This is a genomic window from Neotamlana sedimentorum (assembly GCF_000943565.1).
In the GTDB taxonomy this organism is placed as follows: Bacteria; Bacteroidota; Bacteroidia; order Flavobacteriales; family Flavobacteriaceae; genus Neotamlana; species Neotamlana sedimentorum.
This window is the reverse complement of record NZ_JTDW01000001.1, coordinates 220,903-234,682: the sequence shown is the minus strand read 5'-3', so window position 1 is coordinate 234,682 and position 13,780 is coordinate 220,903. Positions and strand designations below refer to the sequence as shown.

Here is a 13,780-nt window from a genome sequence, read left to right as displayed (position 1 = left end):
ATTTAATTGTTCGTTTCCCTTTTAAATTATAATTCTGGCGGATATGCAGCCAATACTTTTTTAGCAACCGCTTGCATTTTAGCTTCACGCTGATCTGGTGTGCTATTTAATTTTAGTGATGTTTCTGCAACGGCTTGCCAAAACAGTTGTTTTTTATTTTCATCAACAAAATCGATAGTAATAACGCGGTTAAAGTTAGAGTCTCCAACAGGTATTCCTATAGATATGCCTCCGCCTACGTGTCCACCACCACCGCCAACGCCTACGCCCACAGTTTGTCTGGGTGGTGCTTGAAAAGCTTCACTTTTTATATCAATAAAAAAATCTGGGCTATCTGCTATGTAAAATCCTTTTGCAGTCATGGTGCTATCAATGGCATCGAGTAAACGGTTGGTATCTAATTCGCTAAAGCCTGTTTTCATATCGGCATAATAATTATAGGATTTATAATTATTAAAATTGGCTGCGCTATCATAATCATAATCCACCTTAACGGTTGCGCAGGATAAGGTTGTAACTGCTATTAAAAAGACTAGTAAAAATCTCATAACTTTAATTTTTATTTAAAATTAACAGAAAAACAGACTTCCTATTTAAGTTTTTATGCTAAATATTTGTGAAACTTATAGTATCTTGAAGCATAACACCATCATTTAAGCACATGAAACGACTTTTTACTTTGTTTGCCACATTAATTGTTACGTTTTTACATGGGCAAAACGAAAGACCACAAGACCCTAAACCTCCTTTTAACTACACTTCTGAAGCTATTAATTTTATCAATACCGAAGCCGATAGTATTAAACTTGCAGGTACTTTAACCTTGCCAAAAAACACAAAAAATGCACCCGTTGCCATTTTAATTTCTGGTTCGGGACCTCAAAATAGAAATGAAGAAGTTACACAATTTAACCATCGTCCGTTTTGGGTTTTAGCCGATTTTTTATCTGAACATGGCATTGCTGTTTTACGATATGATGATAGAGGCATTGCTGAATCTGAAGGCGATTTTAGTACTGCAACTACTTTCGATTTTGCTACAGATGTTGAAGCAGCCATAAAGTATTTAAAAACGAGAACCGATATTGACACTACCAAAATAGGTTTAATTGGACATAGCGAAGGTGGATTAATTGCACCTATAGTAGCATCAAAAAACAAAACTCTTGTCTTTTGCGTATTACTTGCTGGACCTGGTGTAAATGGCGCTGAAATTTTAAAATCGCAATCGCGGAAAATAGCTAAATTATCTGGAACACCAGAAATGTATATTAACGAAAACGAGAAACTCTCCAGCCTAATTTACAGTATTATTCAAAATGAAAATGATAACGACATTATAAAAACAAAAATAACAGACACGTTAAACGATTATAAGTTTAAAAACCCAATGTCGCCCATTGCTAATGCTATTACACCGGTAATGATTGAGCAACAGTTTAAGGTTTTAAACTCACCTTGGCTTTTAACTTTTATTAGAACCGAACCTAAAGATTATCTTGAAAAAACTACCTGTCCTGTTTTAGCTTTAAACGGTAGTAAAGACGTACAGGTTTTGCCTAAATTAAATTTGGAAAGCATAAGCAACGCCTTAAAATTAACCAATAATAAAAATGTTACGTTACACGAATTAGCAGACTTAAATCACTTATTTCAAACTTGTAAAACAGGCATGATTAATGAGTATAGTAGTATTGAAGAAACTTTTTCACCTCAAGCACTAAAAATTATAACAGATTGGATTTTAAAAAACACGCAATAAAAAAAGCCGTCTCAAACATTGTTATTTACTAAAAATAAAAACTTCCTCTTAAGACCATTTATACTTTAGGACAATGTTCGAGATGACATTTTTATATACCAAATTATTTCTTAATAACTAATCTTTAATAGGTTCGCTATGTTCTTCCTTTAAATGCTTCGCATAAAACCCTAACATTGCTTTGTACAATTCAATTGTGTTTTCTTCTTTTCCAAAACCATGACCTTCATCGTATTTTACCATATAAGGTACATCGACATTTCTGGCTCGTAAACCACTAACAATTTGGTCGGATTCATCAATATTAACTCTAGGGTCGTTAGCACCTTGAACAACAAATAATGGTTTTTTAATTTTATCGATGTGATTAACAGGAGAAACTTCTTCCATAATAAGTTTTTCTTCGGCTACATCCTCATCATACCAAATTTCTTTAATAATTTTTAAATAAGGTTTCCAGTAAGGCGGCATAGATTTCATGAATGTAAAAAGATTTGAAACCCCAACATAATCTACGCCACAAGCATACAAATCTGGGGTTTTAGTTAAGCCTCTTAAAACAGCATAACCACCATGGCTAGCGCCATAAATTGCGGCTTTATTACCATCGACCCAACCTTTATCGATAACATATTTTAAGCCATCTTCAACGTCGTCCATAGCTTTACGACCAATTTGTTTAAACCCAGATTCTAAAAAAGCACGCCCATAACCACCCGAAATTCTAAAGTTAACTTGTAAAGTTGCATATCCTCGACTAGCAAACAATTGGGTTTCTGGATTAAACCCCCAAGAATCGCGAACACCTTGAGGCCCTCCATGAGGATTTACAATTACGGGCACCTTTTCCCCATTTAATGCCGCTTTTGGTAAAGTAATATAACCATGAATTGTAACACCATCGCGACTTGTAAAACTAATAGGTCGCATTTCGGCCATATCATCGGGGTTAAGTTGTGGCATGGTATTATAAATTTCTTTTAACTCATCTTTTTGCAAATCGTACGCATAATAAACTCCATAAAGCTTATCGCTTGTTACGTAAAGCATAAACTTAGTTTCGTCTTCGGTTTTATCTAAAACGTAATATTGCATGTTTGGTAAAACTTCGTTTACCTTGGCATCAATTTTTTTATAAGTATCGCTAACAGGTATTAATACATTTTTTTCGCCTTCATATGAAAAATAATCGATCGCATAGTTATTTTTTTTAGATAAACCCATGCTACTTACATCGTAATTAGGATTAGAAAACACCTTTTCAATTACTTTCATTCTTTTTATATCACACAAGAGAATTTCAGATTTATCGGATTCTAAATTTGAAACCACGTAGGCATCATGAGCATACTCGGTTGAGTAATCGAAGGCAATGATACCAAATTTATCTTTCCAGCTTAACTGTTTCATAAATTTAAAGCCGCCTTCTCCATCTTCATAATACAAATCGTTAAATACACCATCTTTCATTTTGGTGTAGCCTCTTAAATTCCCGTCTTTATCGAATTCATATCCAGAAATAGGATTATTAATATCATCATTTGTAAAAAGCTGTGTTATTTCTCCAGTAACTACATTTAGTTTATAAGGTTCGAAAACCTGTGGATTATTTTTATTTAATTCCACAATTATATGATCCTTATCTTCCTTTAAAAGTTCGGAAAAATTTGCTTTCACCCCATCGAAAGGTGTTAAATCTTTATCGTTAGTTCCATCTAAATTTATAGCATAAATGTGATTATTTTCGTCGCCACCTTTATCCATTACATAATACAAACGTTCGTGATTTAACCAACCATAACCTCGAATTAATTCTTCTGACTCTACAATAACTCGATTAGCCTCGCCCGTTTCAATATTTTTTACGTACACATGTTGTTTTCCATTTTCATCGCGTTCTCGATAAGACAGATATTTTCCGTTAGGAGAAAACCGAAATGTATACCCTTTTGGATTTGAAAAATAATCTTCAACACTATATTTATATTGCCCTTTCGACAAACTAGAAAGCGCTTTTAATTCGGCTTCTGAAGACACCAAATCGGGATTTCCAGGTAACGTAATTACCGTTTTTGTTAAGGTTAGAGGCAACGCATTTCCGCCTTGATTAAACGTACCGTTAAATGTTTCGCCTTCTAGTGATGCTGTGTATTTTATTCCAGCTTGTTTAAATAATATAGTTAAGGTATTGTCTGTAAAAGTAGTCTCGTCCATAGGGATTCCTGTTGCTCCTTGAGACGGACTATCCATAGTAGATTTTAAAACATTATTCTCTTGAGAAATATTAAAAATTAAGGGCATTTCCATACCTTGAACTTTTAACGTGCCCTTCCAAGGGCCTGTTATGTCTTGTGCTTTTGCAAAAAAAGTACAAAGTAAAAGTGTAAAAACAACGAGTAATTGACGATTTGATTTCATTAAATATTCTGGATTTAGTTAACAATAGATATCGATAAGTATAAAAGCATCTTACTTTGTTACATAAAGTAAGAATTTTATTCGATATTACTACTAAATACTCCTAAATTTTAAGAAAAATAACGACACCCAAAAAACTGTTAACTAAGCGTTTAACATTCTCCAAAGCGTATCTTTTAGCTCTGTTATTCCTTTTTGAGCCACCGAAGAAATAAACATATATGGAATTGGCAATTCGTTATCTAATTCGGTTTTTAATTCTGCTTGTAACTCATCATCTAACATATCACTTTTCGATATGGCAATCATGCGTTCTTTATCAAGCATTTCTGGATTGTAACGCTTAAGCTCATCGAGCAGAATATCGTATTGTTTTCTAATATCTGGAGCATCCGATGGAATTAAAAATAACAAAATAGAGTTTCTTTCAATGTGGCGTAAAAAATAGTGACCTAAACCTTTACCTTCTGCCGCACCTTCAATAATACCAGGAATATCTGCCATTACAAAGGTTTGGAAATCACGATATTTTACAATCCCCAAATTAGGTTTTAAAGTAGTAAACTCGTAATCTGCAATTTTAGGTTTTGCGGCAGTTAACACCGACAATAATGTAGATTTACCAGCATTTGGAAAACCAACTAAACCAACATCGGCAAGTACCTTAAGCTCCATGGTTACAAACTTCTCTTCCATGGGCAACCCAGGTTGGGCATAACGCGGCGTTTGGTTTGTCGAGCTTTTAAAATGCCAGTTTCCTAAACCACCTTTACCACCACGGGCTAATATTTTTTCTTCACCATCGTCGGTAATTTCAAAAAGTATTTCGTTGGTTTCGGTATCTCTAATTACAGTTCCTAAAGGCACATCGATGTAAGCATCTTCACCATCGGAACCAAAGCTACGGCCACTACTACCATGTTCGCCGTGTCCTGCTCTGGTATGTTTTTTAAATTTTAAGTGCAATAATGTCCAAAGATTCGCTCTACCTCGTACAATAACATGACCACCACGACCACCATCACCTCCATCGGGTCCTCCTTTTGTAATGTATTTTTCACGGTGTAAATGCGCAGAACCTTTTCCGCCATTACCCGAACTTACATACATTTTTACGTAGTCTACAAAGTTTCCTTCAGTCATAATTTTGTCATTCTCGCGAAATCGAGAATCTTTTTAATTGAAATGTATATAATTTAATAAAGAGATTTCCACTTTCGTGGAAATACTACCTCTATAAACAATCAATAACGTCGCTTAAACGTTTGGTAATATCTTCAATACTCCCAACGCCATCAACGCCATAATATTTATCTTGTGCAGAATAAAAATCTTTTAAAATAGCCGTTTTATCGTAATATTCCTTAATACGATTTCTAATTATAGACTCATCGGCATCGTCTGGTCTTCCACTAGTTTCACCACGTTTTAATAAACGTCCAACTAAAATTTCATCATCAACCTCAAGCGCGATCATCGCATTAATTTGAGAATCTTTATTATCCATTAAATTATCTAACGCTTCGGCTTGAGCATTAGTTCTTGGAAATCCGTCGAAAATAAATCCATTTGCTTGTGCATTTTTTTCAACTTCAGCATTCAACATATCAATAGTTACTTGGTCTGGAACTAATTCACCTTTATCCATATAAGACTTTGCTAACATACCTAAAGCCGTTTCGTTTTTAATGTTATATCTAAAAACATCGCCAGTAGAAATATGTACTAAATTATATTTCTCTTTTAAAAAGTTAGCTTGGGTTCCTTTGCCTGCTCCTGGAGGACCAAATAGCACTAAATTTGTCATGTGTTGTGTTTCTTTTATTTGATATACTTCAGGTAAATTTCTTCCTAAACCATCATAGTCTAAGCCATAGCCAACTATAAATTTGTTAGGAATTTCCATACCCACGTAATGTAGTTTAAAATCTTTTTTGTAAGCTTCTGGTTTATAAAATAAAGTCGCGATTTTAAGAGATTTCACGGCTTCTTTTTTAAAGATACGGTGTACTTCTGCAAGTGTATTTCCAGTATCAATAATATCTTCAAGTACAACAACTGTTCTTCCTGTTAAGTCTTGAGTTAAACCAATTAAACGTTGAATATCTTCGGTAGATTTAACACCTTCATAAGAGGCCAATTTTATAAAAGTAACCTCGCATGGGTTTTTATATTTCTTTACAAAATCGCTAACCACCATAAACGACCCATTTAAAATACCTACAAAAACAGGTATTTCGTCGCCTACGTCTCTTAAAATATCATCGGCAAGTTTTTGCATTACCTTATCTATTTCGGCCGCCGAAATAAAAGGTTTAAAATATTTGTCGTGTAGCTTTATCACACAAAATGGTTTTAAAGTGGCAAATATAGTTAGATAGATTGACTTTTACCGCTTTTTTTGGTAGCTGTTTTAATCACTAATTTAATATTTTAAATGTATTTTTGCGTATCAAAAAACGAGTTTTTAGCATTTACACATGACAAATTACTTTTCTTCAGATTTTAAATTAGGAATTTTAGGAGGCGGACAACTAGGAAAAATGCTGCTTTACAACACCCGGAAATTTGATATTTACACTTGTGTTTTAGAGGCAAGCAACGATGCTCCAAGCAAAATTGCTTGCGATGAGTTTCATTTAGGAAATTTAATGGATTACGATGCCGTTTACAACTTTGGAAAACAAGTAGATGTGCTTACCATTGAGATTGAAAATGTAAACGTAGACGCTCTAGAAACTTTAGAAAAAGAAGGTATTAAAGTATATCCAGCCTCAAAAACCTTACGCACCATACAAAACAAAGCCAAACAAAAATTGTTTTACATAGACCACAATTTACCAACGGCTCCCTTTACACGATTTGCATATTTATCTGAAATTGAAGACGCCATTAATAACGGCGGTTTAGCGATGCCTTTTGTTTGGAAAGCCGCCCAATTTGGTTACGACGGAAATGGCGTAAAAGTGGTTAGAAAACTAGACGACTTAAAAGGTTTACCAAGTGGCGAATGTTTAGCAGAAGAACTTATTCCTTTTAAAAATGAATTAGCTGTAATTGTAGCAAGAAACTCAAGTGGCGAAATTAAAACTTTCCCAGTTGTAGAAATGGAATTTCACCCAGAAGCCAACCAAGTAGAATATGTAATTTGTCCGGCAAGAATTGATGAAGCTGTTGCTAAAAAAGCCACCGAAGTCGCTTTAAAAGTATCGGAAGCTTTTAACCACGTTGGCTTATTGGCTGTTGAAATGTTTCAAACAGAAAACGACCAAATTTTAATTAATGAAGTCGCTCCAAGACCACATAATTCAGGACACCAAACTATTGAGGCTAGTTACACCTCGCAGTTCGAGCAACACATACGTGCCATTTTAAATTTACCACTAGGAAGAACCGATAGCAAAGTTGGAGGCGTTATGGTAAACTTAGTTGGCGCCGAAGGTTACACTGGCAATGTTATATACGAAAACATTGAAGCTATCATGAAAATGGACGGTGTTACTCCGCATATTTACGGTAAAAAACAAACACGTCCGTTTAGAAAAATGGGACATGTAACGATAGTTGATGAAGATTTAAATGAAGCCCGTAAAATTGCAGAAGAAGTAAAAAAGAAAATTAAAGTAATAAGTGAATAAATAAGGTTAGCCTAAGTGCTCACAATAACTACTGGACTGCGGGCTTAACCTGACAAAAACATATATTTATGAGTAAAGTAGGCGTAATTATGGGAAGCAAAAGCGACCTTCCTGTTATGCAAGATGCGATAGACATCTTAAAAGGTTTCGATATTGAAGTAGAAGTTGATATTGTTTCGGCACATCGTACTCCAGAAAAATTATTCGATTACAGTAAAAACGCTCACACAAGAGGAATTAATGTAATAGTTGCTGGTGCTGGCGGAGCTGCACATTTACCTGGCATGGTAGCCTCACTTTCTCCTTTACCTGTAATTGGTGTTCCTGTAAAAAGCAGTAATTCTATTGATGGTTGGGATTCTGTTTTATCAATTTTACAAATGCCTGGAGGTGTTCCTGTGGCTACAGTTGCCTTAAACGGTGCAAAAAATGCAGGCATATTAGCAGCTCAAATTATTGGATCGCACGATAAATACATATTAGACAAGGTTGTAGCCTATAAAGAAGGCTTAAAAATAAAAGTTCAAGAATCAGCTAAAAACTTAAAATAAAAAAAGCCTTGAATTTCTTCAAGGCTTTGCTTAGCTATTAACAATAATTCTCAAGAGTTAGTCACTCTTTAAATTGCTGTGCGCAATTATACGAAAAAATTATTATGCATTCATAATAAAATCATTTTTTTAACATATTTTAAACAAAATGGCAAAAAACTTATTAAATCAAAAATTTTCCACAAAATATAATACAGCACCTTTCTCTAAAATTGAAAACAGTTTTTACCTCGAAGCTTTTAAAAAAGGTATAGAAGATGCTAAAATGGAGATAGACGGAATTACCAATAATCCCGCAACCCCAACTTTTAAAAACACCATTGAAGCTTTAGATTTTTCAGGTGAACAATTAAACAGAATTTCTAGTATATTTTTTAATTTAAATTCTGCCGAAACTAATGAAGAAATACAAAAAATAGCTCAAGAAGTATCGCCTTTATTGTCAGAATTTAGTAACGATGTAACACTAAACGAAGCCTTATTTAAGCGTGTAAAAGCCGTTTATAATGCCAAAGACAGCTTAAATTTAACTACTGAACAGCAAACGCTATTGGACAAAAAATACAAAGGCTTTTCACGTAATGGCGCCAATTTACCTGACGAGAAGAAGCAAGAACTTCGTGAAATAGACAAAGAATTAAGCCAACTAAGCTTAAAATTTGGCGAAAATGTTCTGGCCGAAACCAATAAATACGAATTACACATTACCAACGAAGCTGATTTAGATGGACTTCCAGAAAGTGCCATTGAGGACGCTAAACAAACAGCCGAACAAAAAGAAAAAGAGGGCTGGATTATTACTTTGCAATATCCAAGTTATGTACCATTTATGACCTACGCAAAAAACCGAGAATTACGAAAAAAACTCTCGCTAGCATTTGCATCAAAAGGTTTTAATAATGATGAATTAGACAATCAAGATATCGTTTTAAAAATTGTAAAACTTCGCCATAAACGTGCTAATTTATTAGGATATAAAACTCATGCTCACTTTGTATTAGAAGAGCGTATGGCTAAAAACCCAGAAACCGTAACCACATTTTTAAACGATTTATTAGAAAAAGCAAAACCAGCAGCCAAACAAGAATTTGATAAACTCACCGAATTCGCAAAAGAATTAGATGGAATAGACCAATTACAAAAATGGGATGCATCTTATTACTCAGAAAAACTAAAACAAAAATTATTTGATTTAGATGACGAGAAGCTTAAACCATACTTCAAACTAGAAAATGTAATTAATGGTGTATTTACAATTGCCAATAAACTATTTGGGCTCCAATTTGAAGAAATAAACGACATCGATAAATATCACAACGACGTTTTAACCTACAAGGTAACAGATACTGAAGGCAATTACATTTCCATTTTTTATGCCGATTTTTTCCCAAGAGAAGGAAAACGTGGTGGCGCGTGGATGACCGTTTACAAGCCCCAATATAAAAAGGATGGTAAAAACGATCGCCCACACATATCTATAGTTTGTAATTTTACAAAACCTACAAAAAACAAGCCGTCGTTGTTAACTTTTAACGAAGTAACCACGTTGTTCCATGAGTTTGGACATGCCTTACATGGTATGCTTGCAAACACAACTTACCCAAGTTTATCGGGCACAAGCGTATTCTGGGATTTTGTAGAATTACCAAGCCAAGTGTTAGAAAACTGGTGTTTCGAAAAAGAAGCTCTTGAGTTATTTGCTACCCATTACGAAACTGGCGAAGTTATCCCAATGGATTTAATTGAAAAAATAAAAGCATCGGCCACATTCAACGAAGGCATGCAAACCTTACGACAAATAAGTTTTGGTTTGTTAGATATGAGTTGGCATGCTGGTGAATCGCCAGAAAACATTAGCTCTGTTAAAGCACACGAGTTAGAGGCTTTTAAAAACACACAATTATATCCAGATGTGGCCGAAAATTGTATGAGTACATCGTTCTCACATATTTTTCAAGGCGGTTATTCATCTGGATATTACAGCTATAAATGGGCCGAAGTTTTAGATGCCGATGCCTTTGAGTATTTTAAAGAAGTAGGCATATTTAGTAAAACAGTTGCTACAAAATTTAAAGACAATGTTTTGTCGCAAGGCGGCACAGAAGATCCTATGGTTTTATACAAACGCTTTCGCGGAAAAGAACCTGAGCCAGAAGCTTTATTGAAGCGCGCTGGGTTAATTGAAAAATAAAATTATTTAATGTCGATGCAAAAAACATCGACATTAAAATCAAAATAAACTTTCAATAATTTTTGAAAGTTTAAAATGTTTTATATATTTGGCGTATGAATTACAAAGAAGGCAAAGAAAAATTTATAAGCACTTGGGGAAGTTTAGGTTCGCTTTGGGGAATTAACAAGGCCATGGCTCAAATTCAAGCGTTGTTATTTATTTCAACCAAACCATTATCAATGGAAGATATTATGGAAGAACTTAAAATATCTCGCGGTAACACCAGCATGAATTTAAGACAGCTTATGGATTGGGGAATTGTTACCAAAGAAATTATACCTGGCGAAAGAAAAGAATATTTTTCAACCGAAAAAGATGTGCAAGAATTAGCCAGAATTGTGGCAAAAGAGCGCAGTCGACGAGAAATTAAACCCGTAATAAAAGTACTAAAAGAAGTATCATCGATTAAAGATGATGGTAATGAAAACACCAAAGAGCTAATTAAACAAACCCAAGCGTTACACGAACTAACAGATACAATGGATTTAATGATTAATAAAGTAGTAAACCAAAATCAAAACTGGCTTACAAAATCGTTACTAAAACTATTTAAATAAAAAAATTTAAAACTAACTTTCAATATTTACTGAAAGTTTAAAAACAATAGAATGAATTATAACATACTCGCATATAGCATTTTTTTACCAACGATATCTGTCGTGACTATAAAAACAGGTTGGGTATTTTATAAAAACGGTACTGTATTTCTTTTTAAAATACTTCAAAACGCAACATTCGCAAAACAAGTAAATAATTTACTGTTAATAGGCTATTATTTGGTAAACATAGGCTACACCATTTTTTCAATTTCACTCTGGCAAAATGTATCAAATGTAGTCGATCTTATAAATTCATTAACCAAAAACATGGGGCTTATTTTACTAGTTCTTGCAACACTTCATTTTAATAATATTTTCTGGATTATTTATTTAAACAAATCAAACATTAAAATTTAACAACATGGAACAATCAAAACTAATAATCGGGTACGTTATTTATTTACCAATTGTAATTGCACTAACCATTTTTGTATCGAAAATTCTCTTTAAAAACAGCAAAATATTTATGATAGACATTTTTAAAGAAAAAGAAACCATTGCTTTGGCCACCAACAAACTTTTTGAAACTGGCTTTTATTTAATTAACATAGGTTTCGCGTTATTTATTATGGAAATTCACTATTACAGTCAAAATCCAATAACAAGCCAAACATTAATGGAGTTATTAAGCAAAAAAATAGGAGGCTTCACCATTTATCTTGGCGTCATGCTATTTCTAAACCTCTTTTTATTTTTTAGAGGCCGACGAAAATCTAACCAAACGAAATAAAACTATGAAAACCTTGTATTATATAAACTGCTTCTTTTACCTTATTACAATAGTTCCTTACCTAACATATTACTATTATATCTATGGTTTATACGCTCAAATATTATTAGGGCCAATACAACTCATTTTTACATTAATATTTGCACTTAAAACAAACAGATTGCCTACTAAAGCTAAAAAGCATCTTAACAACTACTGGTTAGCCGTTCTAATAAGTTTTATTTCAATGGGTATTTCATATAAGCTTAAAAATAATGACGATATAATTATTCTATCAATCATTTCATTTATTGTAGTACCAATGCTTATTGCCACTTACCATTTATACATTAGCTATTTATTAAAAACGGGGCGAGCTATTAATTAAAAGACGATAGAAGTTTAATTTTTTTATTCTATTTTTGAAAAAAGAAAACTCCCTAGGATGCCAAAACATGAAATTAACCCTAATAAGTGGATCGATTTGTACTCCGATTACTTATTCAACTATACCATCTCGCGAGTAAACGATCGAGAAATGGCGCAAGATTTAGTTTCCGAAACTTTTTTGGCTGGATTAAAATCTATGAAAAATTTTAAAGGAGATGCTAGTGAGCGTACTTGGCTAATATCTATTTTAAAACGAAAAATTATAGATTATTACAGAAAAATTAATTCCAACAAAGGAAAAGCTGAAGTAAGAATTGGTTATAGTGACGATGCAGAAAGTGAAGGCGATTGGTTAGAAGAACGAGTTGCCGATCCTTTTGACAAAACCGCTGAAGACACTTTACAAAATGCAGAACTTGGTAATGCTATTCACAACTGCTTAAGCAAACTACCACAAAAACAAGCAGACGTTTTTAAAATGAAAACCATTTTAAATTACGAAACAGAAGTTATTTGTAATGAATTGAATATAACAGCGTCTAACCTTTGGGTTATTATCCATAGAGCAAGAACTGCAATGGCAGATTGCTTAGAAAAAAATTGGTTATAAAACATGAAGAAAAGTGTATTTTTTATAAGCTGTGACGAAGCAAAACATATCTGTGATAAAGCACAGTATGATGAGGCAAGCCCTTGGGAAAAATTTAAATTAAGCGTTCGTCTTATGTATTGTAATGTGACTCAAAAATATTACAAAAGAAACAAAAAACTTACTAAGGTGGTAAAGTCTTCAAATACAGATTGCCTTAAGCCAAAAGAGCGAGAAGCGTTAGAAATGAAATTTAAAAAAGAGCTAACAAAGTATTAGTAAAATAATTAACCAATATACGGGTATAGCTTCAACCCAAAATGCGCTATAATATTTTCCTTGGTAAATTTTCGAGCCTACAACAAATCCTCCAGTTAAAAAACAAACCAAGGCCAGAGTAAGCAATTTTAAATGTGTGGCTTCATCTTTAAAAAACTCAATCAAAAAAAACACAAACAACAAAAAAACACCCATCAATTTTGTGGTTTTAACACCAATTTTTTGTGGCACTGTCGAAAGTTTTAAACTATCATAACGCAAATCGCGAATCTCGAACGGTAACATTAAAACTACAATAAAAATAAACCGTTGTATAACCGATAAAACAACATCGGCATTTAAAGTGTAATCTGCTTCAATTAAGGGTAAAACTACCGTAACACCACTCCAAATTAAGGCTATTAAGTAAATTTTTAATCCGCTAATACTTCTTAAATTTTGCTTACTATCAACAAAAATATGTTTAGGCAAAAACGGTATAGCATATAAAAAAGTAACCACACCAAACCCCAAAATATACATTAAGGTTTTAGTTTGTAATTGGTAGGCAAAAAAGCACAAAAAAACAAAGCAGAAAAACGAAAATATTTGTATGTATTTTAGCCATGGTGC

15 protein-coding genes are annotated in these 13,780 nt (G+C 33.4%); 10 read left to right on the top strand and 5 right to left on the bottom strand.

Translation table 11 applies throughout. The features are described 5' to 3' along the window. Positions 1-26: 26 nt before the first annotated feature. A complete protein-coding gene (locus PW52_RS01030) occupies positions 27-548 on the bottom strand; it encodes a DUF4136 domain-containing protein (protein WP_044631067.1) in 522 nt (173 codons plus the stop codon). A 113-nt stretch (positions 549-661) separates the two neighbouring features. On the opposite strand from PW52_RS01030, the gene PW52_RS01025 reads away from it, so the two are divergent. Next, positions 662-1,762: an alpha/beta hydrolase family protein gene (locus PW52_RS01025; RefSeq protein WP_044631066.1), complete on the top strand. Its 1,101-nt coding sequence runs from the start codon at positions 662-664 to the stop codon at positions 1,760-1,762. A 117-nt stretch (positions 1,763-1,879) separates the two neighbouring features. Here the strand turns inward: PW52_RS01025 and PW52_RS01020 are convergent, their stop codons facing one another. The 3 genes from PW52_RS01020 to PW52_RS17305 all read right to left on the bottom strand — a co-directional run bounded on the left by PW52_RS01020 (position 1,880) and on the right by PW52_RS17305 (position 6,524). Next, positions 1,880-4,180, bottom strand: a complete 2,301-nt coding sequence (locus PW52_RS01020) for a S9 family peptidase (protein WP_044631065.1) — start codon at positions 4,178-4,180, stop codon at positions 1,880-1,882. Between the two features lie 144 nt (positions 4,181-4,324). Then, the gene (obgE, locus tag PW52_RS01015) at positions 4,325-5,323 is read right to left on the bottom strand and encodes a GTPase ObgE (RefSeq protein ID WP_044631064.1); all 999 of its coding nucleotides are present in this window, start codon (positions 5,321-5,323) and stop codon (positions 4,325-4,327) included. 91 nt (positions 5,324-5,414) lie between these two features. After that, a complete protein-coding gene (locus tag PW52_RS17305; protein WP_082050792.1) occupies positions 5,415-6,524 on the bottom strand; it encodes an adenylate kinase in 1,110 nt (369 codons plus the stop codon). A 136-nt stretch (positions 6,525-6,660) separates the two neighbouring features. Between PW52_RS17305 and PW52_RS01005 the strand changes: the two genes are divergently transcribed. The 9 genes from PW52_RS01005 to PW52_RS00965 all read left to right on the top strand — a co-directional run bounded on the left by PW52_RS01005 (position 6,661) and on the right by PW52_RS00965 (position 13,168). Next, complete coding sequence (locus tag PW52_RS01005; protein WP_044631063.1) at positions 6,661-7,818, top strand: 5-(carboxyamino)imidazole ribonucleotide synthase; 1,158 nt, start codon at positions 6,661-6,663, stop codon at positions 7,816-7,818. 68 nt (positions 7,819-7,886) lie between these two features. Then, positions 7,887-8,369 carry a 5-(carboxyamino)imidazole ribonucleotide mutase gene (gene purE, locus PW52_RS01000; protein ID WP_044631062.1) on the top strand — a complete coding sequence of 161 codons (483 nt, stop codon included), beginning with the start codon at positions 7,887-7,889 and terminating at the stop codon, positions 8,367-8,369. A gap of 148 nt (positions 8,370-8,517) precedes the next feature. After that, the gene (locus PW52_RS00995; RefSeq protein WP_044631061.1) at positions 8,518-10,560 is read left to right on the top strand and encodes a M3 family metallopeptidase; all 2,043 of its coding nucleotides are present in this window, start codon (positions 8,518-8,520) and stop codon (positions 10,558-10,560) included. A gap of 95 nt (positions 10,561-10,655) precedes the next feature. Continuing rightward, positions 10,656-11,159 carry a GbsR/MarR family transcriptional regulator gene (locus tag PW52_RS00990; protein ID WP_044631060.1) on the top strand — a complete coding sequence of 168 codons (504 nt, stop codon included), beginning with the start codon at positions 10,656-10,658 and terminating at the stop codon, positions 11,157-11,159. Between the two features lie 51 nt (positions 11,160-11,210). Then, positions 11,211-11,558 carry a hypothetical protein gene (locus PW52_RS00985; protein ID WP_044631059.1) on the top strand — a complete coding sequence of 116 codons (348 nt, stop codon included), beginning with the start codon at positions 11,211-11,213 and terminating at the stop codon, positions 11,556-11,558. Positions 11,559-11,562: 4 nt separating this feature from the next. Beyond that, a complete protein-coding gene (locus PW52_RS00980) occupies positions 11,563-11,931 on the top strand; it encodes a hypothetical protein (RefSeq protein ID WP_044631058.1) in 369 nt (122 codons plus the stop codon). A gap of 4 nt (positions 11,932-11,935) precedes the next feature. Further along, positions 11,936-12,298, top strand: coding sequence for a hypothetical protein (locus PW52_RS17460; RefSeq protein ID WP_131453957.1), 363 nt, complete (start codon positions 11,936-11,938; stop codon positions 12,296-12,298). Between the two features lie 57 nt (positions 12,299-12,355). Continuing rightward, positions 12,356-12,910 (top strand): sigma-70 family RNA polymerase sigma factor, encoded by a 555-nt coding sequence (locus PW52_RS00970; RefSeq protein WP_044631056.1) that lies wholly within the window; start codon positions 12,356-12,358, stop codon positions 12,908-12,910. Positions 12,911-12,913: 3 nt separating this feature from the next. Continuing rightward, positions 12,914-13,168, top strand: a complete 255-nt coding sequence (locus PW52_RS00965; protein WP_044631055.1) for a hypothetical protein — start codon at positions 12,914-12,916, stop codon at positions 13,166-13,168. On the opposite strand, the gene PW52_RS17660 is transcribed toward PW52_RS00965, so the two are convergent. Further along, positions 13,154-13,690, bottom strand: coding sequence for a hypothetical protein (locus tag PW52_RS17660; protein WP_240475130.1), 537 nt, complete (start codon positions 13,688-13,690; stop codon positions 13,154-13,156). The two genes, PW52_RS00965 and PW52_RS17660, sit on opposite strands and share 15 nt — an antisense overlap. Positions 13,691-13,780: the final 90 nt, after the last annotated feature.